Origin of the sequence: Cyclobacterium xiamenense, from assembly GCF_042140265.1 — a bacterium.
Classification (GTDB): domain Bacteria; phylum Bacteroidota; class Bacteroidia; order Cytophagales; family Cyclobacteriaceae; genus Cyclobacterium; species Cyclobacterium xiamenense_A.
The window spans coordinates 2,235,357-2,260,894 of record NZ_CP159481.1 but is presented as its reverse complement, the minus strand read 5'-3'; the positions used below and the strand labels follow the sequence as shown (position 1 = coordinate 2,260,894).

General features: G+C 40.3%; 24 protein-coding genes and 1 pseudogene. All 25 read right to left on the bottom strand.

What is annotated here, in order from left to right; all coding sequences use genetic code 11:
• Window positions 1–7: 7 nt before the first annotated feature.
• Complete coding sequence (locus tag ABWH99_RS09685) at window positions 8–1,072, bottom strand: serine hydrolase domain-containing protein (RefSeq protein ID WP_375586074.1); 1,065 nt, start codon at window positions 1,070–1,072, stop codon at window positions 8–10.
• Between the two features lie 95 nt (window positions 1,073–1,167).
• Window positions 1,168–2,283 (bottom strand): helix-turn-helix domain-containing protein, encoded by a 1,116-nt coding sequence (locus ABWH99_RS09680; protein ID WP_375586073.1) that lies wholly within the window; start codon window positions 2,281–2,283, stop codon window positions 1,168–1,170.
• Window positions 2,284–2,833: 550 nt separating this feature from the next.
• Window positions 2,834–3,517, bottom strand: a complete 684-nt coding sequence (locus ABWH99_RS09675; RefSeq protein ID WP_375586072.1) for a DUF2490 domain-containing protein — start codon at window positions 3,515–3,517, stop codon at window positions 2,834–2,836.
• Between the two features lie 16 nt (window positions 3,518–3,533).
• Window positions 3,534–3,992 (bottom strand): SRPBCC domain-containing protein, encoded by a 459-nt coding sequence (locus ABWH99_RS09670; RefSeq protein WP_375586071.1) that lies wholly within the window; start codon window positions 3,990–3,992, stop codon window positions 3,534–3,536.
• A 21-nt stretch (window positions 3,993–4,013) separates the two neighbouring features.
• The gene (locus ABWH99_RS09665) at window positions 4,014–4,739 is read right to left on the bottom strand and encodes a hypothetical protein (protein ID WP_375586070.1); all 726 of its coding nucleotides are present in this window, start codon (window positions 4,737–4,739) and stop codon (window positions 4,014–4,016) included.
• A gap of 141 nt (window positions 4,740–4,880) precedes the next feature.
• Complete coding sequence (locus ABWH99_RS09660) at window positions 4,881–5,504, bottom strand: hypothetical protein (protein WP_375586069.1); 624 nt, start codon at window positions 5,502–5,504, stop codon at window positions 4,881–4,883.
• A 348-nt stretch (window positions 5,505–5,852) separates the two neighbouring features.
• The gene (locus tag ABWH99_RS09655; RefSeq protein WP_375586068.1) at window positions 5,853–6,275 is read right to left on the bottom strand and encodes a hypothetical protein; all 423 of its coding nucleotides are present in this window, start codon (window positions 6,273–6,275) and stop codon (window positions 5,853–5,855) included.
• A gap of 24 nt (window positions 6,276–6,299) precedes the next feature.
• Window positions 6,300–7,247 carry a hypothetical protein gene (locus ABWH99_RS09650; RefSeq protein ID WP_375586067.1) on the bottom strand — a complete coding sequence of 316 codons (948 nt, stop codon included), beginning with the start codon at window positions 7,245–7,247 and terminating at the stop codon, window positions 6,300–6,302.
• Window positions 7,247–9,025 carry an arylsulfatase gene (locus tag ABWH99_RS09645; protein ID WP_375586066.1) on the bottom strand — a complete coding sequence of 593 codons (1,779 nt, stop codon included), beginning with the start codon at window positions 9,023–9,025 and terminating at the stop codon, window positions 7,247–7,249. Before ABWH99_RS09645 ends, ABWH99_RS09650 begins: the two co-directional genes overlap by 1 nt.
• Window positions 9,022–9,654, bottom strand: coding sequence for a hypothetical protein (locus ABWH99_RS09640; protein ID WP_375586065.1), 633 nt, complete (start codon window positions 9,652–9,654; stop codon window positions 9,022–9,024). The genes ABWH99_RS09645 and ABWH99_RS09640 overlap by 4 nt, the downstream gene beginning before the upstream one ends.
• Window positions 9,590–11,173, bottom strand: coding sequence for an IS66 family transposase (locus ABWH99_RS09635; RefSeq protein ID WP_375582540.1), 1,584 nt, complete (start codon window positions 11,171–11,173; stop codon window positions 9,590–9,592). Before ABWH99_RS09635 ends, ABWH99_RS09640 begins: the two co-directional genes overlap by 65 nt.
• 74 nt (window positions 11,174–11,247) lie before the next feature.
• The gene (gene tnpB, locus ABWH99_RS09630) at window positions 11,248–11,595 is read right to left on the bottom strand and encodes an IS66 family insertion sequence element accessory protein TnpB (protein ID WP_375582539.1); all 348 of its coding nucleotides are present in this window, start codon (window positions 11,593–11,595) and stop codon (window positions 11,248–11,250) included.
• A 2-nt stretch (window positions 11,596–11,597) separates the two neighbouring features.
• On the bottom strand, window positions 11,598–11,894 hold the full coding sequence (locus ABWH99_RS09625; RefSeq protein WP_375582538.1) for a hypothetical protein: 297 nt from the start codon (window positions 11,892–11,894) through the stop codon (window positions 11,598–11,600).
• 55 nt (window positions 11,895–11,949) lie between these two features.
• Window positions 11,950–12,582, bottom strand: a complete 633-nt coding sequence (locus ABWH99_RS09620) for a hypothetical protein (RefSeq protein WP_375586064.1) — start codon at window positions 12,580–12,582, stop codon at window positions 11,950–11,952.
• Complete coding sequence (locus tag ABWH99_RS09615; RefSeq protein WP_375586063.1) at window positions 12,583–13,347, bottom strand: hypothetical protein; 765 nt, start codon at window positions 13,345–13,347, stop codon at window positions 12,583–12,585.
• A 160-nt stretch (window positions 13,348–13,507) separates the two neighbouring features.
• Window positions 13,508–15,313, bottom strand: coding sequence for a hypothetical protein (locus tag ABWH99_RS09610; RefSeq protein WP_375586062.1), 1,806 nt, complete (start codon window positions 15,311–15,313; stop codon window positions 13,508–13,510).
• Between the two features lie 85 nt (window positions 15,314–15,398).
• Entirely contained in the window at window positions 15,399–16,235 is an 837-nt protein-coding gene (locus tag ABWH99_RS09605) for a hypothetical protein (protein WP_375586061.1), read from the bottom strand.
• Between the two features lie 4 nt (window positions 16,236–16,239).
• Window positions 16,240–17,049 carry a hypothetical protein gene (locus tag ABWH99_RS09600; protein ID WP_375586060.1) on the bottom strand — a complete coding sequence of 270 codons (810 nt, stop codon included), beginning with the start codon at window positions 17,047–17,049 and terminating at the stop codon, window positions 16,240–16,242.
• A gap of 606 nt (window positions 17,050–17,655) precedes the next feature.
• Window positions 17,656–18,405, bottom strand: a complete 750-nt coding sequence (locus ABWH99_RS09595) for a DUF1835 domain-containing protein (protein ID WP_375586059.1) — start codon at window positions 18,403–18,405, stop codon at window positions 17,656–17,658.
• A 158-nt stretch (window positions 18,406–18,563) separates the two neighbouring features.
• Window positions 18,564–19,019 carry a GNAT family N-acetyltransferase gene (locus ABWH99_RS09590; protein ID WP_375586058.1) on the bottom strand — a complete coding sequence of 152 codons (456 nt, stop codon included), beginning with the start codon at window positions 19,017–19,019 and terminating at the stop codon, window positions 18,564–18,566.
• A 616-nt stretch (window positions 19,020–19,635) separates the two neighbouring features.
• On the bottom strand, window positions 19,636–21,375 hold the full coding sequence (locus ABWH99_RS09585; protein ID WP_375586057.1) for a hypothetical protein: 1,740 nt from the start codon (window positions 21,373–21,375) through the stop codon (window positions 19,636–19,638).
• The gene (locus tag ABWH99_RS09580; RefSeq protein ID WP_375586056.1) at window positions 21,372–22,046 is read right to left on the bottom strand and encodes a hypothetical protein; all 675 of its coding nucleotides are present in this window, start codon (window positions 22,044–22,046) and stop codon (window positions 21,372–21,374) included. Before ABWH99_RS09580 ends, ABWH99_RS09585 begins: the two co-directional genes overlap by 4 nt.
• 70 nt (window positions 22,047–22,116) lie before the next feature.
• Complete coding sequence (locus ABWH99_RS09575) at window positions 22,117–23,289, bottom strand: tyrosine-type recombinase/integrase (protein WP_375586055.1); 1,173 nt, start codon at window positions 23,287–23,289, stop codon at window positions 22,117–22,119.
• 224 nt (window positions 23,290–23,513) lie between these two features.
• Window positions 23,514–24,350, bottom strand: a complete 837-nt coding sequence (locus ABWH99_RS09570) for a penicillin-binding transpeptidase domain-containing protein (protein ID WP_375586054.1) — start codon at window positions 24,348–24,350, stop codon at window positions 23,514–23,516.
• Window positions 24,347–25,509, bottom strand: a pseudogene (locus tag ABWH99_RS09565) (hypothetical protein). The gene ABWH99_RS09570 and the pseudogene ABWH99_RS09565 overlap by 4 nt, the downstream one beginning before the upstream one ends.
• Between the last annotated feature and the right edge of the window lie 29 nt (window positions 25,510–25,538).

Sequence of the window (25,538 nt, the reverse complement as noted above, 5' to 3'; positions counted from 1 at the left end):
ACGAAAGTTACTTATAAAGTACATGAATCAATTTTTCCCTTAAATTTTCGGGATCTCCATATGAATCCGGGTTGAAACGGTCATCATTACTCAAGATGATAAGGGTATACTTCTCACCAGTTAACCGCACCAGTACCACATTCGCCCCTCTTATTTTCCCTCTTCGCTCCATTATGGTAGGCCTAGCCGCTACAAATGGGTAATCATAGTTCCACACACCATAGCCCGCATACCCGTATTCTGGGTAGGATTTACTAAGCAATCGCTTGCTACTCTCGGATAGTAGTGCCTCTCCGTAGAGCGCCTGATCGAGTTTTAGCAAATCTGAGGCGGTTGAATACATACTACCTGCCGCATAAAAATTTTCTATAAACCATAACGGATCCTGCTTCAATCCACTACGTCCATTGCTAAAGGTGTAGGCAAAATTTTGTGGATAATAGCCATATTCCAGAAAGCCGGTCTGACTCATCTTTAACGGTGTTAGAATCGCATCTGAAATCTCCTTTTCCCAGGAATTACCCGTGAGTCTTTCTATAATCAGGCCCAGGAGCACGTAATCGATATTATTGTAGTTGAATACACCCCATCTGCTCTTTGTTCGGTGTGCTAAGACTTTTTTTACCCAAGCTTCAGGTTTGAATCGGCGTTGGTACATCTTACCCCGTTCTTCAGGTAATCCAGAAATATGAAGAAGCAAATGGTGTATAGATACGTCATTCGAAACATACTCTTGGTACTCCGGTAAATAGGTATTGATCGTGTTTTCGAGAGATAGTTTTCCTTCTTCCTGCAATTGCAAAATCCTTATTGACGTAAAAAGTTTGGTAATGGACGCTATCGAAAAACAGTCCTCTTTCCGAAGGGTATCTGGAGTCGAATAATAGGCAAAACCATACGATTCGTGAAAAATCGGTTGGCCTTCATTAGCGACTAAAATAGTACCTGAAAAACCGTTTTGACTGATATAGCTTTCAACAGCTTTTGAGATTTCTGATTCATTTTTGCTTTGTGAAAAACCCGAAGCTACGAAACCAATTGACAATAGAATTATCCCGATCACTCTACGCATGCCTTGTTTCTTTACGTGTATGTACAGGGCAAACTTCTCACGATTTGGCCGTTTGATTGTCTCAATTCGTTCTTTGAGACGACCCAATTCATGAATTAGGACTCTTTAAGGAAAGATGAGGGGCTTTTTCCCTCCATTTTTTTGAATACACGATTAAAGGTTGATTTGGAATTGAAACCACTCTCGTAGGCAAGCCCCAAGAGGCTTAGGTGTTCAACTTTTTTGCTGCTCGCCAATTCCTTGAAACGCGCAACACGATATTGGTTAATAAAATCAATGAACGTCATGTCAAGGCCTCTATTGATGAGACGAGATGTTTCTCTGGGAGATAGCCGGAAATGCTCTGAAAAGTCTTTTAACGTGATATCCGGAATAAGAAAGAGTTCTTGCTTTATTAGAATGCTTACAATTCTTTTTACTTCTTCCGGGTCCACCTCCTCATCGAATTCTTGAAGGGCTTTCGTATCCAGAATTTCGTCCGATAGGTCTTCCGTCGTACGAGATACGTCTTTTTGCAGAATCCCTCCAATGGCTATCAAGAGAAGGATGAAACCTATGGTTAGTGACGAATATGGGGTGACTGGGTAAACGTTCCACGCAAGCCTGGCAATTGTTTCAAATAGCCAAAAAAATGAAAGTATAAACAAAGCAAGCTGCAGCTTATTTAGCCAACTAAGCGTAATTCTATCCACATCCGAAAAAGAGTTTTCAATTTTTTTCCGATACCGTACGACCTGTTTTCGGCTTCCCAGTAAATAAATCAGCAGCAACAAAAAACTCAGCGCCAGCTCAATGTCATAGGTGTATGGGCGGTGGATTTCAAGCCAAAACTCACGTCTGTAGCTATAGTCCTTAATTTGTAGGTGAACATAAAAAAGAAATTGAATCCATACAGGTAGGAAGTGAAAAATCAGTCGGGGAGAAAAGTGAAATTCCTTTTTTGTCAATTGTAGGGTGTAAACGTAAATGAGTGGACCGAATCCGAATGAAAAGTAAATGGGTAGGAAGTAAAATTTTGGTTCCTGCTCGTAAACACCAGCCATTCGAAAAAAGGTATCAAAAAGCCAAAGGGAAAGAAAAAAAACAAGTAGTGCCAAATACCGATTGGCTATTCTGTTTTCCCGCTTTAGAAGTAATAGGATGGATGCGAATAGCCCGCTAGAGATGAGGGCAAACACCACCATACCGGGTATGTTGAGTGTTAGGTTCATTTATCCACGGAGTGCTCGGTACATGGTCAAAACGGTGCCGGGTAGCCTGTCATAATCGACACTAGAAATTCTGCACGGTCGAAATGCGTGTGCGCAGCATGCGCAGCTGGTGTCGAAGATACCAAATTATTCCTGCCAACGAAAGTAACAGATAAGCAATATTTCCTGATAAATATCGGTACAGCTTGGCGTTATAAACCCGGATTAGGAGGTCAGCATCACCGGAATATCCGCAGTAAATAAACAAGGTAAAAATTGCCTTCGTTTATTTATATTTAAGACGTACCATCCAATTCCACTTTAAATGAAACAGGCGCTTGGCGAATGGAAGAAAGATCACCCTTAATGACACTCAGTCCTGTGAGAGGCACACTCTCCTTGAAATGGTAAAGCCGATAGCGGTACTAATTATCAGGATATTGTGTACTCCCTTGCAACTCATTGTTGGTGATGAAGAAGGTTTTTAGGAGAAAACCTGTACCAATTATAGGAGGATAAAGGAAACTTTATGAGGAACTCCGAAAAAATAAAGCGCTTTTTTCCTTGAGGTTTAGAATGAATAACCAGATAAAAAAATATACCCATTTCCCCGTTGGGTTTCTCTATTATAGAATTCCTCCAATCTAAAGATGAAGTAAAATTCATGTTTGTTTTTTAATCTTTTGGTCACCATTATGCCATAATCCCTTTCGTTGGGGAATCGTTCAAATGTAGACGGGTCCCTTATGAGGAACCATTCAACATAGGGACGTATAACCCATGAAGACTCCCTTTCAACAGGAATTGGGATATCCATACCTATTTGATAGCGAAATCGCCTATAGTTTTCTCTTCTCGAATTGTTTTCCTTGGTGTAGAAAAACCGCCATTCGTATTTGAGTCTTTGCCTTAACGTCATGTCCCCAAAGATTGGAATCCTGTATTGTACAGCTGTCCATGGCCGGACTTCAAAGAAGTTTGTGATACTTCTATTGAAGGTATAATAACTGTTTGCGCCAGCGAGAATATTGAATCGTTGAATTCTACGAACTCCGGCGAATGATAGGCCCCATCTTCTCCAAGCGGGTTCATCATAGAGGTATTTAAAGTTAGCTTCACCGACAAACTCCCATTCTTCTTGCTCAATCAGGGTTTTTTCTAAAACTAATTCATGGAAAAATTCATGCTGACCCAGTGCCTGATGACTTATAATAATAAACAAAGATCCTAAAATACGTAACAAATACTTCTCCATATCGTTCGTTGGGGAATCAATCTTTTGGGTAGAGAAATTCTACCCGCGTTTTTAGTTCTTTATTGAACTTCTTATACATTGCTGTCATTTTGTGCTCCGCAAGAAAATTGAAAAATGCGCTGTGAGGGCCGTGTAATCCGTCCTCTTGCTTAAATAGTGTTGTTCCATTTTGCGTAGTTTCTAATGAATAGATATGATGATCTGTTACCTTTCCAACGATATCACCTGACCATCCAAATTTTTTGCCTTCTTCATAGTCCGTGCAAACATGCGCTAATTCAATGACTTTACCCGTAATCGGGTTTTTGAAGTAGGAGATGAAACGCTCACCTTTCACCATCTTTTCAGTAGAAATCCCTATGAAAGAGGAGCTCCATTCTATTAATTTGCCCCAATCCGTCAAGACATTCCACACCTGCTCTGTCGTGGCATCGATTTCTATTTCGGTAAATACAGCATTCTTTTGATTTTCCATGAATTTGCACAACGAGTTTTCCTAAAAACTATAACCAATAGAAACGGCATAGCGAAATGTCCAGTACCAAAAACTGGTTTCACCTGACGAACTATTGAGCTCGATTTCCTTGTAATTTCCTCCAATACCAAAATTTCGACTTAAAGCATCTGACAACTTGTCAAGGTCACTGTTACTTAAGGCGCTACTGGTATTATAGTTAATCCAATTAGGGGAATAACCCAACCCCCCAATTTCAAAATCAATTAGCCAATTATTTAAATTGATTTGATAGCCCACCATTGGCCCAAAATTGAAGGACCGAAAATCCAAAGCGATCTTGGTGTCAAGATTGGTGCTATTACTTCCAAATTGTAGATCAGAGGAAATACTTAGACTGTTATACCGAACAAATCCACCTGCATAAAAGCCATGTAATGGAATATGGTCACAACCACAGAAATCAATATAGCGGCGTATTTCAGTTAAGAAGTAGCGATTTTTTATATCTCGGTTTAAAAAACGCAAATCAGCACTCGGATTTAACACAAAATCGGATAGATTACCCCTCAAGTTGGCTCCAATAGCCGCAACAATACTCAGATTTGGTTGTAACAAACGCTCATACGAAATTTCGCTTGTAGCACTCAGAAGGGGAGGCACAATATTACTTTTGATTGCATTTTTTCGATATTGTTCACTGTTGAATTGACCGTGAGCAATGGAAGTAGCCAAACAAAACACAACTATTAACAGCGATTTTATCATTTTTCTTAATTAAATATTCCATTTCCCTTTAAGTTGTCAATTTTGTTGCAAGATGTGTTCCGCTAGCATCGACCTACTCTGATGTTGCATTAATTTCTATTTCTATAAAAACATGGTTTCTATCGTTCACCGTGATCACAATTAGTTAGCGAGTCGAAAAATAAGCCCTGCCCCTAAGTCGGCTTGGATAAAATATGCAGAAGCGCTAGCAGAAGCTCCTGATCCCCCTGTACCCGCATAAAACCCAAAACCATTGAACTGCACAGGGAAATTTAAACGCCCATGAAACCTTAACCCTAAAATGTCCGAAAGGTAAATATTCGTACCCGTTTGAAGCCCAAAGGATAAGGCAGTCTCGTTATATCGGCTAGGTGAGGAATCCAAATTAAAGTTTGTCAATCCCAGAGAAGCTCCTGCAAATGGTACAACCTTTTCATTGGTGCCAAATCTTTGCCTCACACCTACATGGTACCAGCTAATTCGTAAATCAGAACGCTGATTATTGAGGTCTGGGTTGAAATAGTCCCGGTAATTTCCAGTGGTAGGTTGATAAAAGTATTCAATTTGAAAAGAGGTCTTTTTATTTACAATATCAAGTGATATGCCATAGCTCTCACTACCTTGTATTTTTAGTTCCCCATACCGACCATGTATTTTCCCTCCAAAGGTATAGTTACTTTGAGGAATTATCTCAATATGCTGTGCCTGAGTACGAACGGTAATTGCTAGGAACAGCAATAATGTCAATTTTATAATTTTAAACATGTGTTTTTATTTTGGTTGCTGCATATCGGATTATCTCCCATTGTTGGGTTTGTAAAGGGTCTATCGAAAACCTGATAACCTCTTTCGTTATCGTTCTAATTAATCTACTCTAATGGTATAATCTTTATTTTCACCTTCAATTTTTACACTTTCTACAGGTAAGTCAAGTTTCGTTATCGTGATGTGATTTACCCCTGACGATTTGAAGGTTTTATATTGTACCTCCCCAGAAATGGGATTGGCATTCATTTTGGTGGAAAAATGCTTGCTAAGATAAAACTTGGTTTCCGCGTCTATATTAATAGTCAGCTCATCACCATCCACATATATATTTGTCCCTTTTGCGATTCAAACCCCATCTTTTTCAACCACTTCTGCTTTATCGAAAAAGTCGAGTAGCTGACCTTTCGTCATGTAGGTATAAGCCAAGGCATACTTCATAGCTTTAACGACATATTCAGCCTTGCTTTCGATGGCATTTTGCTGCATTTTACCTCGAACACCCGGTTTCTTTTTGATATTGGTTTCGCCGTCCACCAAATTGATGTTTAACTCGCCTTTGTCGCCATAGCTAAACTCGCTGATAAGTATTATTTTATTTCCACCTTCGCCAAAGACGTCTGCATAAAATTTCCAAACATATTCTTTTAGTTTTTCTGTGTTCGTAGCATCTACTTTACTTACTTCTAAGGCTAATTCGTCTTTGTTTATTTGAGAGAATCCCGGTATGCTAAATACCATTAATGCTAATAATGCTAGCCTATTTTTCATGTTTGATTGTTTTATGAAAATCGTTTAGAGATTTGTGATGTTTATGGTTGTTTCAGGGTTTAAATCTTCTCTTGGGTCAGTAAGATGACCTGCTGGAAAGGAAACAGCGATCGGGTCCCCTGTAACATTTAAACAAAGTTCATGGTTGTTATCACCATCTCCCAAATCGGCTATGGCAAAGGGAGTTACTTCTATTTTTCTGCCATCTTTTTGTTGAACGGTGACTTTGTAAAGTTGTCGTTCATTATCATCCACTTCTATACCTCCCGGTTTGGTGACGCCTCCAGCCCATGTTACTCGTACAACTTGCTTAGTACCTTCTGCAACGCCACTTCCACCGCCCCAATTGAGCTCCGTAGCTTTTTCACCAATATGCCACTCGTTTTGGGGCACAATTTCAGACCAAACCATCGTAGGTCCATCTTCTAAGGGAGTAACATCAATGCTCACTCCTTTAAAATTAATTGTTCCATCCAGGGAAAGAATATTGCCTACAACTTCAACCTTAACCGGCTGATCCTCAATGCTACCATAATGACCCGCAAACAAAACGGTTCTCAACTCGCCTTTGTCATCGGCGGGAGCAAGTGTAACCCACGAGATTTTTCCGATTTTGCCGGAAGCAGTCATAACCTTAAAATCACCAGGCTCCAACGTATTTGGGTCGATTTCGTGTGAGAAAATGACAGGCATTCCGTCAGCACCACCCGCTCCTTCACCAATACCTCTATTGGCTGGCTTGGGAAGCGCATCGTCAAGACCATAGAAGGCTGAAATCAATGAAGCTTTACGTCCTTGACTGTCCCGATTTGCAGTAATATTTGTGACTGTTGTGTCTTCCTGAGATGAATTTGCCGTTGGATTGGTATAAGACTTCAACAGTATGGCTTGCTTTACTTTGCTATTTGAGTCGCAACCTGTACCGAGTAGAAGTATCAAGACTAAAATAAAATGGTAATTGATGGTTTTCATTATTTATTTTTTTTCTTAGCTAATCTTTTTATTAACCACACAAGTAAGACTACGATACCAACTAAGAAGATAATGAGATAAACAAGATTGTTTTTTATCATAGATTTAGTTGCTCTTTTAGCTACCTCTCCTCCTGCTGAGTAATCTTCATCCATTTCAATTACGCCCACTTCTCTGGAATAATTCTCATATAAAGCAAGCATCTTTTGAAAGGTTTCTGGTTTTTCAGCCGCCAAGTCGTATACCTCTCCCGGATCACTTTCAATATGGTATAAATGCCATTTTTTATCTCCTAAGGGGATGTTATTTTTTACAATTTTATATCCGTTAAGATAATAAGCAGCACTATTTGCTGATTCTAAACCAACCCCTTGGTCGCTTGCATAAACCGGCCGAGCGGGATTTTCAATATGCGGCAATATGCTTTTTCCAGTAATAGGCGCATATCCCTCATTAGCCGAAGTAGATATCCCAACAATATCATAAATAGTTGGTGCGATGTCTGTAAAAAAGCAAAATGCATCAGAACGTTGATTTTTTGGCATTCCTTTTCCTGTAATAATCAATGGAACACGCACCCCGCCTTCACCTGTGTAGAGTTTGAAGTAAGTGAACGGAGAGGAAACCGCATTCGCCCATTCTGGCCCCAGATACCCAAAAAAACTCTCAGCTCCTTTTTTGTCATAATCACGATTATATCCATTCCTTAGTGCCCACGGCATGCCTAAACGGTAGTCTCCACCATCTGGTCCATTGTCTGAAGTGATGATAAAAATGGTATTATCCATCAGGCCTTTTTGGGTAAGATAGTCCACGTATCTACCAACATGGTAATCCATTGCTTCCAGCATAGCTGCTGTAACGGCCATATTATTAGCATAGCTTTCTTGGTCTTTGGCAGAAAGATCATTCCATTTTTTAAATTGAGGAAATAGATCATTCAATACAGCACTTTCAGGAATGAAGCCCATTTGTTTAGCTTTTTCAAATCGCTTTTTTCTCAAATCATCATATCCATTTTTATAAGTCTCGCGATACTTGTTTATGAATTCTATCGGAGCTTGTACAGGTGCATGAATGGCTTGAAAAGCAATGTACGAGAAAAAAGGATTTTGCTTTTTTACTTCTTCTTCATGAAATGAAATTGTTTTATCAATATAAGTTTTTGATGAATAGAAATCATCTGGGAGTTCGGTTTCCTCACCATCTGCATACCAGTGAGCGATGGGCTTTTGTGGCAAGTACCCTTGCGCTTTGTAGTTGTTTCCGCCGGAACTCCCAAGTATAAAGGAACGATCAAAACCTCTTTTGTTTGGGAGCGTGGTTTCGTCATGCCCTAAATGCCATTTACCTGCAACGTAGGTATTGTAATTGGCTTCTTTTAATCGAGTAGCGATGGTTTGCACACGATCGTTGAGCTTACCTCCATAACCTGGTTTTGTTAGGTATTCTTCGGGAAGCATTTCTGGTAGGTTAGCAACACCAGCCAAATGGCTATCCGACCCTGTCATCAACATGGCTCTGGAGGGAGAACACGAAGGCGAGGAGTGCATATTGGTAAACATCAACCCATCGGACGCTAGCTTATCGATGTTGGGTGTCCGTGCTTCACCGCCGAAAGCACCAAAATCCATTAGGCCTGAGTCATCAACTAAAATGAGTACAATGTTTGGCTTATTTTTTTGGGTCAAGTCATTTTGACTCACCGCAGGCAAGTAAATTCCGAATAGAATTAAAAAGCCAAGTGAATGCCGGCTAATTGCGCTAATTTTCATCATTCTTTTTCTGTTAGCGTTTTCATCATAAGCTGGGCAGTGTCATGACTTGCATTTTGGTTCTGCCCTGTTACAAAGCGCTTTTCCTGGTCAATCACCGTAATGGTGGCGAATTGGTCTATACGCTTAGATCTGTCTGCTTTGTAGATAGCACCGGCTTTCTTGAGTTCTTCTTCCGGATGAAAAGGAGTAAACTCAATACCAAATGATATGATCTGCTTTTGCGTAACCCCGGTCATGGGTCTGCCTTTTATTAGGTATTCACCATTTTTATCCCTCGCTTCTGTAAAAGCCAACGCCCCATGGCACACACTTCCCATTATCACATCGGAGTTATAGTAGGCATCGGACACTTTACTAGCGACGATCTCTGAATTCATGTCATAGGCCGCACCCCAACCACCTGCGAAAAAGACGAGATCGTATTCTTTGAGATCAATGTCAGCAATCGGGATGGAATTTTTTACTTTTGCTTGTAGTGTTTCATCTTCTTCAAATCGTTTGTCTTCCTTGGATTCGAGAAAATAGTAGTATGACTGTAAGCAAACGGCCAACCCCCTATTAAAATTAGCTGGGATTCCCTTGATGATTTTTCCACCTGTGGGGCAGCAGGTCGGAGAACTTGCCGTCATAGGTGGGGTTGTTGAGTTTTCGCAGCACGTCGAGCAGCCAGTCATGGGGATTTACCTCGTGCTTTTTGCAAGTCGCGAACAGGGAGTAGATCATTGCGGCGTTCTGAGCAGTGGCGTGGGTACCAGCGAACAGGTAGTTTTTCCGTCCCAGGGCAATCGGTCTGATGGCGTTTTCAATAAGGTTGTTGTCAATCTGAAGTTGTCCGTGGAGGGTGTATAGCTTCATGCTGTCCATGAGCGGAAGTGCATAGGCGATTGCCCTTCCTATCGGTGAGGAAGGGAGTACCTTGGGATACTCGGCGAGCATCCAGTCGTGGATTTCCCGCAGTATGGGTTGGGATTCCTCCACCCGTTTTTTGACGATGAGGTTTTCGGGAAGGGGCGGTTCGGCTTCCCTGATCTGTTTTTCTACTGCATACAGTTTGGCAATCGTCCCCACCGCCCAAGAAGCCCTATCTCTGTCATAAACTGCTGCCTCGTCGAACTTGCGGCGGATATGAGCCATACAATAATAGTGCTTTATGCCTTTGTTGCGGGCAAAAAGACTATGGTAAACCTCATAGGCATCTGTCTGGACCACGCCCTTGTAATTGGCCAATATCTCCTCTGGGCCGGATTTGTTCCTGGCGGTCCGGTAGTCAAAGAATACCAACCCGTCCACGGGGGCATGATAGGCCCACACGAAACCCCTATGGGAGGAACCCTTCACGCCTCCGTTTTCGAGTACCTGCATCCGGGTTTCGTCTGCCTGTAGATAGAGATTGGCCAGGGTTTCGCGCTTGAGTGCGTTGTAGATTGGGGTGATTGCTTTACAGGCTGCATTGGTGTTGTCGATGAGCGTGGAGGCGGGGATTTCGAGCCCTATTCGCCTGAACATCTGCTGCTGCCTGTACAGGGGAAGGTGATCCACGAATTTGGAGGTAAGCAGGTGGGCCAGAACCGATTCATCGAAGAGTCCCCTGTTTACGGTCCTGGAAGGGATTGGGGCGATCAGCACTCCCTTTTTGCCGGTTTGCGAAGGGTCAATGAGGGCCCATTTCCTGCGAACGGTCCTGCGCACTTTAAAACTGGCGGGTACCATCACCAACACCTCGCTGGTTTCTTCTCCGATGATTTTGTATCCTTCCAGGTTTTGGTTGGGGTCTATGATATCGATTTCCCGCTCCAGGCTTTCGGGAAACACCATGCGGGGACCTCGGGCTGCGGCTTTCCTACGCTTGCGTGCCTGTATGTCCTGCTCCAGGTTCGCCTTTTCCACCTCGGCGGCAGTAAGCTCCTCGGAGGCTTGAACATCGGCTTCCCCGGCACCCAAGGGGAAGAGGCCCAGCTGCCCGTTGCCCGAACCGCTCACCCGGTTGTCGGATTTTGAGGAGGAGAAGTGCCTGCGCCGCAGTTCGGCTGCGTCCAGTAGGGCTAACTTAAGTTTGAGTTCCGTTTCCAGTAGCATGCGCCTGCTTTCGGCCAACTGTTTTTGGCTTTCCAGGTAGAGCGCTTTATAGTCCGGTACGGCTGTATTCATAGTATAAAAATAAATATAAAAAGTGACTTTAAATCATTTAAAGGCCACTTTTTTACAATATTTTTCACTTTTTTTTAAGTGAAAATATTCCTTTCGTACCGCTTTCTGAGTTGTACGGAAGCAAGCTTCACGCCCTGCAAAACCAGGGTCAGCTCCCTGGCGGAAACCAGTGTTTTGCTGTTTTTAGGACGCTCGAACGTACCCGACTCCAGACGCTTGATGTACATGGCGTAGCCGTCTCCGTCCCACTGGAGCAAACGCATTTGGTTGCCGCGTTTGCCTATAAAAATAAACACGTCACCCGAAAGGGGATCAAGTCCCAGATTGTTTTGGACAAGGCCGGCAAGGGAGTAAATTCCGCAGCGCATGTCGGCAGGCTTGTGGTATAGAAAATAGCGTACCGAAGAGGAAAGGGAAAGCATGCTTACGATATCAGCGCTCTGAGCCAGGCGGTATCCGGAAGGCGCTGAAAGGAAAGCCTGGTCCCGTTGGGAAAGTTCAATACCGCAACAGGCTCAGGTTCGGGATCGCTAACACGCAACTCGGTAAAACCTGTGTCCACATTCTTTTCCTGCCCAAACTTCTTGGACCAGTACCGGAAAGTGGCGTACTTGACTGAGGATTGCTTGCAGAACAGACCGACGGAAATACCACTGGCCTTCCACTCTTCATAAAGGGAATGATAATAATCCCTGGGGGAAATAGTTTGTAAATCTTTCATGCAGGCAAAGGTCTCGAACCCCTGCCAGAAAAAATAGATGGGGGTGGGCGTTCGCTTACAAATGTTTAACTTTTTCATCTTTCTTTGGAGCAGAAGCTGATGAATTTGCAACTCTTGGGTTTCTTTGCATTGTTCCCATTAGAAACCCTTCCAACATGCTACCCATCATAATTACCGCACTTACGGTAGCCTTCGAGTCAATGCATATTTGTATTTCATCCCAACGATGTTGTAGTATTTCAGCTATTCCACTTTCCAATCCTAAATTTTTAAAATTGGGTGGTGGCAAGGGTTTTAATTCTCTTTCTGTTGTTATCTCGGTTTCTTCAAAGTTATAGTTAGGGGCTTCTTTTTTTAATTGAGGTTCAATTCCGTTTATCCTTATTTTCAAACCTTCAACCGCTAAAATCTCATTAAGAGTGGTCAAGGCCAACTTGATTTGCTCCCTATCACCACCATAGAGTTTTGGAGATGCTAATCGGAGTATTACTTTTTGCAAATCATGGCCGTTCAAATTTGAAATTATAGATGCAGTCCATGGATTGCGAGAAGAACCATCATGTGTGGCATTTATGCCAATATCCTGGAAAAATCTAGTTAAATAGGATGAACTTCTGTAAATAGGATGCTTCTCATTATTATCTCCGCAAATGAATTCAGCAATTTTATATTTTGTAGAAGCATCCATTTAATCTATAGGTTTAGTTTCAATTGCTAAGTCAAGTAGTCGGATACATTCTTCAATTGAGAAGGCAAAGACTGTATTTGAACCTTCAATTACAGACTGGGCAAGTCCTACCAACTTTCCTGATTCGTCTAAAATAGGAGCACCACTACACCCCCTGTAGTCATCAGCATCTAAAATTACTTCTGGAGTTTTAAAAAGGTGAAAACGTCCGAAACTCCCATTATAAGTTAAATCTAATTTTAACGTAGGTTGACTTGTCATCTGCAAACCTTTAAAATCATGCTTGATTCTACCGCAGAATCCAAATAATTTATCTTCTTCAGGTTTACCTGCTTCATTAAGGTTGAGATAGCATTTAGGGCCTGCATCAATTTTGTAAGCTCCAAAGTCCCATTCTGGTTGAATAATTGGGAATTCTTCTTTTATCTCACAAAAAGTAACATCTAGTGTTTCGTCAAACTCTAAACCTAAGTCTTCAATCTTCTTTATTTCAATTTGACTAAGGTCAGAACTCACTTTATATGAATCGAAATAACAAAGACTACCAACTGAATAAAGTGGGGTCTGTAAATCTTTTGGTGGTAAACCTGTTTCAACACAAGCCCCATAATTTTCAATATCTGTTACATGTGCGACTGATAGCAAATATTTCCTGTCGTTATATTGAACTAAACATCCACTTCCAAAACTCATAGGCTCCATGTCACTAGGTCGACACATTATTATGTGCTGTGAAGATTTAACTATTAAATTGATAATATCCATTTAGTTCGAATTGTCTTTACATGCCCGCCAACGTTTAGTATATGAAAAGTAGGCGATTTCGAAGCACGAAACTTTCAATTAAGCACAAAGTTTGATACGAGCAAAAACTCTTGAGTTTAGCACTAAACCGCCTATTTTTTATATATATTGTTGGCGGTAGTTATTTCTTTATTTTTCCTACCATATTTTTTAAAGTTTTATTATTCAGCTTTAAATAAATCGGACTTGAGTTGTCATTATTCTTTCTAATGTGTAACAGTTCATTGTACAATGTCCCTAAGAAAAAATATATTTCCGGAATTACTATCTCTGCCTTTTTCTTAGCAAATTTCAGTTTAGCAACAGTTGTCCTAGTTTCTAAAAACTCTTGCCTTAATTCAAGTGGAAGCATATTGTAAACATCCTTTTCAACAAGAATTCTTGTAGCAATACATACAGAGATTGGGTCGTAATTTCTTTTACCTGAAATGTAATTTTCAAAATATTCCAAAGTCTTTTCTTTGAACTTTTCTGAATTACACATATCACGATTTGGAATACCTAATTTCTGTTTGAGAAACTCTGTGCTAATCTCCGTTTCTATGTCAATATCAGCCGTGTTAAAATGTAAAAAGTGACTACTTATTTTATCTTGGTATAAACTATCCGTTGAATTATTTCGAGATACTACTATATTTTCAATTGCTCTATCTACACTGCCTTTCCATGGTTGTAAATAATGAACTTTTTGGTTTGAAAAGAAATAGTTCTTAAAGTAGTGTGGGTTTAAATGGGTTAGAATAATTGGGAAAAATGGAATTTTATTTTCTCTAAAAAACTCGATGAATTTCGTAATGTAAAACTGAACAGCTAAAAGATTTGCATCATCGAGATAATCAAATACTTCATCAATAATTAATATTGTAGGTTTTCCTTTAAAATTCATTTGTGCCTTGAACAGTGAACCGATAAAAGAAATTACATCTCTTTCACCATTTGATATGTCTATTGCTTTTGGAAACTGAATTCCAAAATTTTTCTGAATTAGAACTCTCTTTTTCTTTACTTTTCTGTAAATGGGTATTTCTTTTGGTGTTACTCCTTTCCAAGTTGTTTCGAAAGAATTGAAAAGTTCTAATATGTTATCTCTTTGATTACAATAAACTTTATAAGCGAATAATTTTTTAAAATCTTCCTGTTTTGCTTTATAAAGCTCTATTATTTGTAAGGCAATAAGATAGTTTTCGCCTTTATCTGTAACATTAAATTGTTCACAGACTTCAACTATTAATGGAAAAAAATCTGAGCTAAGAATTTCGTGTGTTGAAACATTTAATTTCTTAATTATTCCTTCTTTATTCTCTTCACAAGACTTAATAAAATCTAAAAATCCTTGTGTAAGTTTTTGTTGTGCTTTTAAGGTAAATTTATCAAGAACATTTAGGCTTTGAAGTTTTTCAATAAAAAGAGGGTTTTTCAATAAATGCGAAATATCACTCCAAATCAGTCTGTTGTCAGATATTATTTTTTTGAATTGGGAAACTTGATATGGTAATTCAAATTTATCTGGAATAGCTTCAATGATAAATATATCGCTAATTTCTATTGTCGGACTTGTAATATGATTGCCTTGGATATTTCGATAGTTAGCTTCTGGTTTTAATAGATTTTTAATGATTTCAATGTCGAACACTTTTGATATTTCATTTTTGTCTTTATCTGCAAGAAGTTTTATTGTTGTGTTGTCGCCTTTCGTGATTTCAAGTTCAATTTTAGGCAGCTTTGTAGTATCTCCAAAATGATAGTTGCTTTCATCAAGTTTCAGTCTATCTCGATTTAATGAATTAAAAGCTGTAGCGAATGAACTTTTTCCAAATCCATTTGGTGCTACAAAAAAATTCGGTTTGTAGGGGAATAGTGGTGTAGTCAAACTAAAAGATTCTATGCCTTTTACAAACTCAATATTTATTTCTTTAATGTTCTTCATTTATTTTGCTCTAATTACCGCCAACGTTTTGGGTATGGTGCGTGTCCCGCAGGGCATGCACTATACCTGTTGTTGGGCATATTTTTTAAATTATTGGAGGATACAAATCTTTTTTTGCTGTGATTTTCAAATATTCCTTAGATGCTGATTCATAAGAATCTCTTACTATTTTCTTTAGTGTTCCCATAGCATTCAGAAAATACTCTTCATTAACAGGAATATTTTGTCTTGTATCTGTGGCACGTGCTTTAATTCCTGCTTTTTCAACATAGATTTGATTCACTTTACCTTTGTTATGCACCAATAAATCTCTTGTAGCTTTTACCTCAATATAATCTGCAATCAAATCTTCGTCTAGTTTTATCTGAATGATAGAGCCCAGATATTTAAAGTAGTCCGCTGGAGAAGCATAGAATAATTTATGCAGTTTCTGGTTGATGATTTGATTATAAAGGTCATCAAGCGAAGTGGCACTCAAGACATCTTTAAAATCTACTTTTTTCTCTTCTTGAGCCTCCTTTTTAGTTTTGGAGTCAATGTCTACCGATAATTTACCTGGATGCTTTTGTAGTACTATTCTTATTATTTCCTCAAGGTAGTTTTCAGTCAAAGAGATTGATGACACCAAAGAATTGATAAATAACTCAGATCTTATGCTACTTTTAAGAATTTCAACAATTTTTGATTTGTTTTTTTCTTTTGTTATTTCCATTCCATTTGCAGCAGGGATTTCAATTTCAAACTTGAAAGGGTCGTTACTCTTTAATTCTTCGCGCAGTGTAACTAATCCTTGTCGTGCCAATTTCGTTGTAACATAAATATTGTTGAGTGAGTCAATGTTCTTTGCATATGGCAGAAAAAAAGGATTTTCCTTTTTTAGTTTCTTAATCTTATCAACCCGAAATTTCTTCTTTCTATCCATAGTTTTAGAAGATTGTCTTAATTATAGATTCAACTCCTGATATTAGGTCTTCTACTTCCTCCTTTTTTGGATCTCTTTCTTTATTATGGTCGCATAGGTTTCTAATATCTCCTAAATGCTGAATTTTTCTCCATGTTGGTGTGTCATAAACTGTTGAAGATTTTAAAAGGTCATTAAAATCCGAAATGGATGGATTTTTCTTACGTGTTTTTAAATTGTGATTTAAAAGAACTTGCGCTAGATGTTTCTCGAGAACAACCCCTGCAATTGCACCTGCACCACGCAAAAAATTATTTTTCAATAATTCCCTTGCTGTATCAATTTCACTATCAAATAAGTCTGCCTGTACCAATTGTTGTATGTCGAAAAGGGAACTTTCGAAACGTCTTTCAAGAGATTTTAAAATATTCAACTGTTGTTCGAATTGGTTAAGTGCAGCTTCTGGGCCTACTTTTTTCTCTCCAAAACCACTTCTTACAGTTAAATTCTGCAAATAATCTTCCATAACGTAATTGCCATATTCTATAGCTTTTCGAGACTTGGGTTTTTCATAGAGCCTGATGAAGTCAGATAATCTGTCAGGCATTAATTGCTTTATTAAAACAAGAGATTCAGAATACCAACTTTGATACTCTCGATTAAATGGAAGTATTTTTTTTAAGTATTCATTTGCTTTTTTGCTGTCCTTAAAAGCTGATTTAATTTGCTCTTCTATTTTTTCAGGATAGCATTCGTGCTTTATTGATATGTCTAGTTTGTCCCCTTTTTCAATAAGGAGAGTTAAATCATTCTTGTATTTTTCAATGTTCTTCAATCTGCAAATGTTTATTCTGAATTATGCCCAACGTCTGGGCTTTGGTGCGGTGGGCACTTTCGGAGCCACATCCGCCCGGCTTTCCCGAACTTCATCCAATGTACTAAATTTTATTTTATTCGATTGCTGCCCAATGCACGCAAGCCATTGTTACAGGCAGGGCTACCATTTTTTCTCTTGTTCAGTCGCTGTTGGATCCTAAAAACACGTATCCTCATCTCCAGACATCCTGGACCAGATCGCTTTACCAACACCGGAATGGATTCCCTTTTTAATTTCTGGCCCCTGCTAAATTCACTTTCTGATTTTTCCCAGCAGCATCCCCTAATGACTTCCGGGTTATCCTCATTCTTAAAAATCTTTTCCTCCCTGAATCCACTCGGCCTGGATGCTGGAAAAAATCCCGGATCTGGTCCTTCCTTCATTTCCGATGGGTCGACAACTTTCGTCGAGACCACCTTTTTTTATGTCATTGGCCTTGCCTGTAACGGTTTGCATATGGCTTGTGGCGGTTTCGAAGTACTTTTCTGTCCACCGAAACCAAAGCTGGATACGGAGCGAAAACCTTGCTGGGATTCGTTCACCCGCCATAAGCTATATGTGTTGTTAGCGGTTGTTTTTAATTTCATCATAAAGTCTTTTTACCTGTAAATCGCCGAATCCATAGATGCTTTCACGTTTGTTAAACTCTTTAAATACAGCCCCAAATGAATCTGTTCCTAAATCATCCATTATCTCAATTAGAGTTCGCTTAGGTCGTCCTGGACTACTTTCATTTGGAATTCTATCAATGTGAGCCTCAACAGCGTTCTGAATGAAAGGATATTTTTGCCCTAACTCTTTAGCTACCTCAACCATTCCCTCCATATCATTATTCTGATATAAATTCCACAGACTTGCTATTCTACCCACTTCATCAATTAGAGCCTTTTGCTTATAAGCGTTGATTAGCTCCAATTCGCTTAGTCCGCCAAATCCATATTGAGTGTGAATTGTTGGTCTTATTAGAAAAACTTTGCAGCCATTTACAAAATCCAATATCAGGTTAGTGATAAACCAAAAATTCACCTGGCAAAACAGGTCATCCTCAAACCATAGATTTATCTCGGAATTATCAGGTATTTTTTGAATATTTTGAAATTCTGAAACAGAATCTGAGTAATAGTCCTCTATCGAGTAGTTACCATAAATTTCGGCTATAAACTTAGCACGGATATCAAACAATTCATCTAAAGTATCACTACTTACATCTCCATCGACAAAGCATTCACGAGCAACAATAATCTTTCCGTCAATTTCATTAGGAAACCTTTCTTTCAGGGAATCACCATTTAGTATGTGATACTTATTTTTCATTAATTCTGATTTTAATAACCGCTAACGTTTAGTATATGAAAAGTAGGCGATTTCAAAGCACTAAACTTTCAGTTAAGCAGAAGCTTTGATACGAGCCAAAGCTCTTGATTTTATTACTATTTCGCCTATTTTTTATATACATTGTTAGCTGCAGGCTTTTATTCTATATTTTTCAAAAAATGCACAAGTTCATCTTCTTCCCAGAACCCTATTTTTTTGTGAAACTTTCGAGATTCTATATCAGTTAGCCAAGTATCAGAACCAATTTGGGTGCAGTTTTTTGTTTTCAACCATTGCTCTCCCATTTGCAAAAATCTCTTGGCAATCCCGTTCTTGCGAAATTGGGGTTCAACGTATATTCCTTCTAAATATCCCGTTGGTGTTTTATCAGCTCCTTCCACATAATCTTCTCTAATTGAAAAGATAGAGAAGCCAATTGCAATGTCCTTAGAATTTTTTGCAATCAATATTTTCTGATTATTTAGAGAACAAACTCTTTCTAGTTGTTCTGCTAATTTCGATTCTCCATAGTCCGTCCAAAGTTTCAGTCCCATTTTGAGTAGTGACTCAAAGTCTGACTTCTGAAAAGTAGAATATGTTATTTGTTCTTTCATTTTTTCAGCTTGCAGCTAACGGTCCAGGCTTTGGTGCGGTGGGCGCTTTCGGAGCCCTTTCCACCCGGTTTTCCCAAACTTCCTTAAAAATACTAAATTTTATTTTATTCGATTGCTGCCCAATGCACGCAAGCCATTGTTACAGGCAGGGCTCCCATTTTTTCTCTTGTTCAGTCGCTGTTGGATCCTAAAAACACGTATCCTCATCTCCAGACATCCTGGACCAGATCGCTTTACCAACACCGGAATGGATTCCCTTTTTAATTTCTGGCCCCTGCTAAATTCACTTTCTGATTTTTCCCAGCAGCATCCCCTAATGACTTCCGGGTTATCCTCATTCTTAAAAATCTTTTCCTCCCTGAATCCACTCGGCCTGGATGCTGGAAAAAATCCCGGATCTGGTCCTTCCTTCATTTCCGATGGGTCGACAACTTTCGTCGAGACCACCTTTTTTTATGTCATTGGCCTTGCCTGTAACGTCTCGGCTATGCGTAGTGCGGGATTTCAAGGCTCTTACCTTTCTGTTTAGCAGTTAGTCTATTTAATGTAAATAACTTCATATCAACACTTTAGCCCGCATTACGTATAGCCATTGTTGGGCGTTCGTACTTTTTTTTCAGAATAGTGTCATTTGTTCTGTCGCTTCTTCTTTTATCATTTCACTAAATTTCTCCCAATGTTCGGGTTCTAAGCCTTTTATTTCATTGCTTGCTTGTTCATAACCTGTACTTTCAAATGCCCTTGCAAAATCAATACGCATTAATGTGTCTTTATTGATTGACCTTTTAGAATCCGAAAATATTATTGATTTAAGGAACTTTTGAACTAATTCGGAATTCACCAAATAGTGAGCAATTTCAGCCATTTTTAAATTCTTGAATCCAATAAAATAGCAAGTGTCGTCAAGCATTATTGGTTTAGAATTAGAAGGGCTTACCAATGTAAAATGAGTTGATTTGTAAAGTCCTGAAATGGCAATTTTGTAAGGTGCAAACGAATAATCTCCAATACCAAAAATTGAAAAACTCGGTTTGTCTTTATAAATGGAAGATTTTCGCTTATCGAAATACTCTTTATGAGAAGTCAGATAATTGTAAGTAAGTGGATATTTATCTTTTATGTACTTAGTTTCTTGACCTATCTTTTCTTGAGTTATGATAGTCAACTTCCTAAATGAGTTAGTCTTGTCTTCTTTTAGGTCAGAACTCTTTAATAAGCCATAAGTCAAGTTATTTTCAAGATTGATTTCTTCGCCTAAAGCATTTTTGAAATGACCATTTACTTGTTCAAGCTCCATAACTTTTGAACAATCGTGTTTTACACCCGAACGCCAAACGAATGTTGATTTTCCATCCACTATACTTGATTCATCATAATCTTGAACGGAATACACAAACTTGTTCTTGTACCAACCAAAGGTTGTTAATTTGTCTTTTGTGTAAAAATCAAATGCGGTGCAGGTTAGTTCTGGCTCACAATTTAAATGAGTTAGGAATAAACAAGCATTTACTGAAACATTAAATTCTTTTTTTGAATCAATATTTAAGTTTTCGGTTTGACCAATTCTAAACTTGTTTTGCTTTTGGTCATAAATGAGATTTTTGACAACCGAGTTTTTGATTAAAAACGCGAATGCACCATTATGCCTATCGAAACATCTCAACATTATTAGTGAAATATATTCACCAATGTCAAAGTTTCCTTTACCTGTTATAGCTTCAAAACCACTATGTTTTTTGAAGTTTGATTTTTGAGGAAGATTTTTTGAGTCAATTGAACCGAGTTCTGAATTGGTAACCCAAGGCGGATTTCCAATTATTAAAGTTTTTAAATCTTGTGTTGATTTAGCTAAATCTTCATAAGAAAACTCAAATGCATTGGCGTGAATAATGTCAATTTCGGGTTTAGTATTTTCCTTTACAGAAATAAAGTGTTCTAAGATTTTGAATTTAGTTTCCCAAACGTAAGGTTGATATATTTCTACACCAACGACCTTTTTTAGTTTTTTTGATTGTTTGATTGCGGCAAGCAAGAAATTACCCTTGCCACAGGTCGGTTCTAAGACAAATTCAAAGTCGTTAGATTTAGAGAAAGTATAATCAACAACCTTTTGGGCTAAAATTTGGTTTGTTTGAAAGTCCCCGTATTCTCTTCTATCAGGCTCTGAAACAATTGAGTTATGTTCTTTTATTGTCTCAAGTAATTCATTTGCCTGCTCTTGATTGGTGAAAAAGTCGTTTATTCCACTAACTTCTTTTATGATTGAATTAACCTTGGTGAGGTGCAAGAGAGACTTTTGATTCTTTTGGAAGAACTCAAAAATTGAATCGCTAATATGTGTTTCAAAACAAATCATTTAGTCACTTTGTCTACAACTTTAGTAATACCTTCAACCGCTTCTGCAAGGTTAACTACTCGTGCGTATTGTAATCTCCATTGCAACGCATTTGAAATGGTCAGGTAGCCTTGTTTTGGTGTATTGCTCAAAATCTGGTTTGCAATTAAGCCAAGTGTAATATCATCTGCTGGGATATTTTTGTCGTTAAGATAGGCAATAATGTCTTCTTTGATTGCTCCATCTTTTATCATTTCTCTTATTCTGAATGTCGTTGTATAGTCGGCAGTTCTTTCTTTTTCAAGGAATGAACAGCTTACAAAGTCAAGCTTGGCAGCACTTGTTTTTGGATCATCAACTTTGTCATAGACAAAAACAAGTAGGTTATAACCTAAACCAAATATTTTCTGTTTTGCATCTTTGAATGGGCAAGAAGACTGTGGTTGTCTAATAGAAGTTACTTTAATGTCTGTCTGAATATTTGCTCCTGGTAAATCAATTCCTTTTGCGGACGAACCTTTATCATAGGTATAATGGTCTTCAAGATACTTTTGAAATTTGTGCTCAATGTAAGTTCCAACTGCTTTTCCGTCAGTTACTCCATAGAGGTCTCTATTTTGATAGGTAGATTCAATGTCGCAAAATTCCTTTGCAGCTTTCTTTAATGTTTCTATTGTTAAGTCTGGATTCATTTATTTTTTTTCCTGTTTATTTCTGTTCAAAGTTCGGTTTTCTTGTATGACGCCCAACAATTGTATAAAGCTATGTTTTAGGTGGGGAGTTGCGTGTATATGTACTATGTCCATCCCCCCTCTCCCGGTTTTCATTGGACAAATTAAGGATTTCGGATAAGGAATCAAGCGGAGACACCACATTTTTGTTGGAAACAGCCAGAATATGGCTGTAAATCTCCGTAGTCGTGGACCGGCTATGCCCCAGCAATACCTGGATCATCCGTAAATTGGTTCCCGACTGCAGCAGATGCGTAGCAAAACTGTGCCGTAGGCTATGCACCGTCGCCCAGGGGTTGATCCCGCTGGCTTTGACGGCTCTCCGGAAGACTGCCTGTATGCTTGTCGTTGAATAGTGCCCCCCGTCCTGTCCTTCAAATATCCAATAGGACGGCCGGTAAGCCTTGTAATACGCACGGAGTTCCTGCAATAAAACGGGTGAAAGGACTGTCTTGCGGTCCTTTTTGTTTTTTGCCCCCTTGATAAAAAGGTATCCCTCTGCAGAATGGATGTCGCAGATCCGCAGCCGAATGGCTTCACTGATCCGCAATCCCGCGCTGTAAATAGTCAATAAGATCGTCCGGTGCTTTTGGTTTTCGGTATGCTGTATCAGTCGTACTACTTCTTCCTTGCTCAATACATTAGGCAAACTGTTGCTTCGTTTTGGGCGTTGGATTTCGTAGTATTCTCTGGGCCTACCCAATACATGCTCAAAATAGGCTTTTATCCCGTTGATCAAGCTATTTTGGGAAGATTCGGAAAGTCTGAACTTGCTTACCTGATGGTATACAAAGCCTTCGATCTCTTCCTTGCTCAGATCCAGTAAATCCCGAGACTCAAAAAATTTCAGAAATTTTGAAAAGGCACTTTTGTAATTGCCTACGGTAGACGGACTAAAGCCCATCAGTACCAATTTCTGATGAAGGCGGTCTAGTTCCTGCTGACTTTCTTCGTTCAGGACAAAAACCGGCATTTTAGGCGATTGTGTCGGAGTACCAGAAACCTCCATTTTTTTACCAAAAAGCCTTTTCACAAGCTCAATGTTTTCTTCGGTATTTACCAGACTCCACAAACGCTGGCTGGGATGGTAAAAACTTCCGCTTATTGATTTAAATTGGGCCCGCTCCGTTTTACACGAATAAGGGATATACACCTTAAACCGTCCGGATTTTGGGTGAGGTCGGTAAAGAATTAGCTTTTCCATACATTTTTCTTACCAATAAAAATGTACCGGCATGCAAAAGCCGTAAAATAACCGTTTACAAACGATTATAAATGTTTGTAAACGTTTGTATTCGGATTGATACCGTCTGGCTTTGAGGGCGTATCAGCTGCAAGCAGCTATCGGGCTCCGCCAAAAATAACGGCGAAAGCGCGTACCTGTAACACACCAGGAAGTTGAAAAAGATAATCCCAAAAATTTGGTGCCTACAACATACCCAGCACCCGCAACGCCTCCAGGGTCAGGCTTTTTCGGGCCTCCAGAAAAACGGCATCCGATGTTCCCGGCAAGGGGGCCAGATTGCTGGCAAAAAAATACACCGCTCCCTCCTTCTCCAGATAGCCCACAAACCAACCGTTGTCTACGCCCCGATCCACCGACCATCCGGTCTTGCCACTCAGCCGGTAGCCCTGGCCTTCCTCGATCACCATCAGGGCACGAAATACCGCCAGGGTCTCCGGACGCAGCGCCAAATCCCCCGCATACAGGCGACGCAAAAAGCGGATTTGTTCCATGGGACTGATACGGGAATTTCCCCGCAGCCAAAATTGATCCAGGTTGTCGGCCCGTACGTCCATCTGTCCGTAATCCAGGCGCCCCAGGTACTCCCTCATCCGGTCCAGACCCACTTTCCGGGCAATTTCCTGGTAGCAGGGCACACAGGACCGGTGAAAGGCTTGGGTAAAGGTCAAATCCTGCTCCCATTGCTTCATGGCCCGTGGCGCACCGTCCCAAACGAATAGCGTGGTCGCGCCTTTCGCGATTCCCAGCTCCAGCGCAATCAGGGAATGGGGGATCTTAAAGGTAGAGGCAGGCAATTGTCCGCGCCGGGCATGTTCAAAATCGTTGGAATAGTACCGATCCTCGGCTGCACTGTATACCAGCAGGCTGCCGCTGAGCCCGGAACCCTGCAAAAGCGCGTCGAGCTCGGGGGCCTGACGGCTGCGTTCTTCCTGTGCACCGGCAAACGTAGTAAAAAGCAAACCGATCGCCCCGGTGCAGGCCAGTCGAAGCAGCTGATGAATCGTTCCGGTTTGCCTCATCCCAGTACTTTGTGACGTTCGAAGGGTTTTTCCCGGTCAAAAAGGTACCGGTAGGTATGGTGGGTTTTGTAGATGCTGGCATTGAGTTGCTCGCATACCCGCATCATCTTCGGGTTAAAGTCCCCGATCCAATTCATTTCAATCGTCTCGTAGGACAATTTCTTTTCGGCAATCGTATCCCGGTATTCGGTCACCATGGCGCTTTCCACACCCTTGCCCTGAAACTCCGGCACTACGCCAAATACCAGCCCCAGCATCTTATCGGGCGGATGCAGGGTCTTGTGCCAAAGAAACTTCAATTTGCCCATCAGGTCCAATTTGCCGTTGACGTACTTAAATACCTGATTGATCTCCGGAATGCTTACGAAAAAGGAGATGGGCTCTTCCTTGTAAAAGCCAAAATAGACCAAGTAGGGGTCCACGATGGGTTTCATGTTTTTCAGAATCAGCCGGGCCTCCCGCTCGGAAATGGTCTTTCCCAAATGGCCCGCCCAGGCCTTGTTATAGACCTTCATGAAATATTCCGGAAATCTATCCCAGAGTTCCTTTCCTTTCAGGTAACGAAAGGTGAGGTTCCGGTCTTCGCGTATGGCTTTGGCCCGGGCTTCCATCTTGGGGTCCATCACCACGCCGCGTACCTTGCGCATGTAGGTAAACTGACGGAAATAAATCTGAAAGCCGTATTCCTCAAAAAAGGAGCGGTAGTAGGGGAAATGCCAGTACATATTGTAGTTGGGCGGGGAGAATCCCTCCACCAGCAGGCCCCACCATTTGTCCCGCTCGCCAAAATTGACCGGACCGTCCATGGCTTCCATGCCCTGGGACTGCAGCCAATCCCTTGCCGCATCGAATAAGCGGAAGGCAGCCTCCCGATTATTCACGCATTCAAAAAACCCCAGCCCCCCCGTGGGCTGCTTTTCCTTCCACTTGGGGTTGACAAAGGCAGCAACGCGGCCAATCGTCTGCCCCCCGGCATCCAGCAACAGCCAGCGAATGGCTTTCCCTCCGCTTTTGAATAATTTATTGGTCTCGGGATGAAACAATCCCTCGATGTCCTGGTCCAGCGGGCGGATCCAGTTTTTCTCCCCCGGTACAACCGGACGGCCATTTCGATGAATTCTTTTCGATGTGCTTGGGTGCTGACTTCTACTAATTGCATAATCTGAATGATGATAGGATCGCAACGAT

Coding starts and splice junctions, on each gene's coding strand:
- ABWH99_RS09595 (WP_375586059.1), bottom strand. CDS start 18,405: ATGAAAAATAAGTATCACATACTAAATGGTGATTCCCTGAAAGAAAGG.
- ABWH99_RS09590 (WP_375586058.1), bottom strand. CDS start 19,019: ATGAAAGAACAAATAACATATTCTACTTTTCAGAAGTCAGACTTTGAG.
- ABWH99_RS09605 (WP_375586061.1), bottom strand. CDS start 16,235: ATGGATAGAAAGAAGAAATTTCGGGTTGATAAGATTAAGAAACTAAAA.
- ABWH99_RS09665 (WP_375586070.1), bottom strand. CDS start 4,739: ATGATAAAATCGCTGTTAATAGTTGTGTTTTGTTTGGCTACTTCCATT.
- ABWH99_RS09645 (WP_375586066.1), bottom strand. CDS start 9,025: ATGATGAAAATTAGCGCAATTAGCCGGCATTCACTTGGCTTTTTAATT.
- tnpB (WP_375582539.1), bottom strand. CDS start 11,595: ATGCTTTCCCTTTCCTCTTCGGTACGCTATTTTCTATACCACAAGCCT.
- ABWH99_RS09635 (WP_375582540.1), bottom strand. CDS start 11,173: ATGAATACAGCCGTACCGGACTATAAAGCGCTCTACCTGGAAAGCCAA.
- ABWH99_RS09660 (WP_375586069.1), bottom strand. CDS start 5,504: ATGTTTAAAATTATAAAATTGACATTATTGCTGTTCCTAGCAATTACC.
- ABWH99_RS09610 (WP_375586062.1), bottom strand. CDS start 15,313: ATGAAGAACATTAAAGAAATAAATATTGAGTTTGTAAAAGGCATAGAA.
- ABWH99_RS09670 (WP_375586071.1), bottom strand. CDS start 3,992: ATGGAAAATCAAAAGAATGCTGTATTTACCGAAATAGAAATCGATGCC.
- ABWH99_RS09680 (WP_375586073.1), bottom strand. CDS start 2,283: ATGAACCTAACACTCAACATACCCGGTATGGTGGTGTTTGCCCTCATC.
- ABWH99_RS09655 (WP_375586068.1), bottom strand. CDS start 6,275: ATGAAAAATAGGCTAGCATTATTAGCATTAATGGTATTTAGCATACCG.
- ABWH99_RS09640 (WP_375586065.1), bottom strand. CDS start 9,654: ATGACGGCAAGTTCTCCGACCTGCTGCCCCACAGGTGGAAAAATCATC.
- ABWH99_RS09650 (WP_375586067.1), bottom strand. CDS start 7,247: ATGAAAACCATCAATTACCATTTTATTTTAGTCTTGATACTTCTACTC.
- ABWH99_RS09575 (WP_375586055.1), bottom strand. CDS start 23,289: ATGGAAAAGCTAATTCTTTACCGACCTCACCCAAAATCCGGACGGTTT.
- ABWH99_RS09620 (WP_375586064.1), bottom strand. CDS start 12,582: ATGGATGCTTCTACAAAATATAAAATTGCTGAATTCATTTGCGGAGAT.
- ABWH99_RS09585 (WP_375586057.1), bottom strand. CDS start 21,375: ATGATTTGTTTTGAAACACATATTAGCGATTCAATTTTTGAGTTCTTC.
- ABWH99_RS09615 (WP_375586063.1), bottom strand. CDS start 13,347: ATGGATATTATCAATTTAATAGTTAAATCTTCACAGCACATAATAATG.
- ABWH99_RS09685 (WP_375586074.1), bottom strand. CDS start 1,072: ATGCGTAGAGTGATCGGGATAATTCTATTGTCAATTGGTTTCGTAGCT.
- ABWH99_RS09625 (WP_375582538.1), bottom strand. CDS start 11,894: ATGAAAGATTTACAAACTATTTCCCCCAGGGATTATTATCATTCCCTT.
- ABWH99_RS09570 (WP_375586054.1), bottom strand. CDS start 24,350: ATGAGGCAAACCGGAACGATTCATCAGCTGCTTCGACTGGCCTGCACC.
- ABWH99_RS09580 (WP_375586056.1), bottom strand. CDS start 22,046: ATGAATCCAGACTTAACAATAGAAACATTAAAGAAAGCTGCAAAGGAA.
- ABWH99_RS09675 (WP_375586072.1), bottom strand. CDS start 3,517: ATGGAGAAGTATTTGTTACGTATTTTAGGATCTTTGTTTATTATTATA.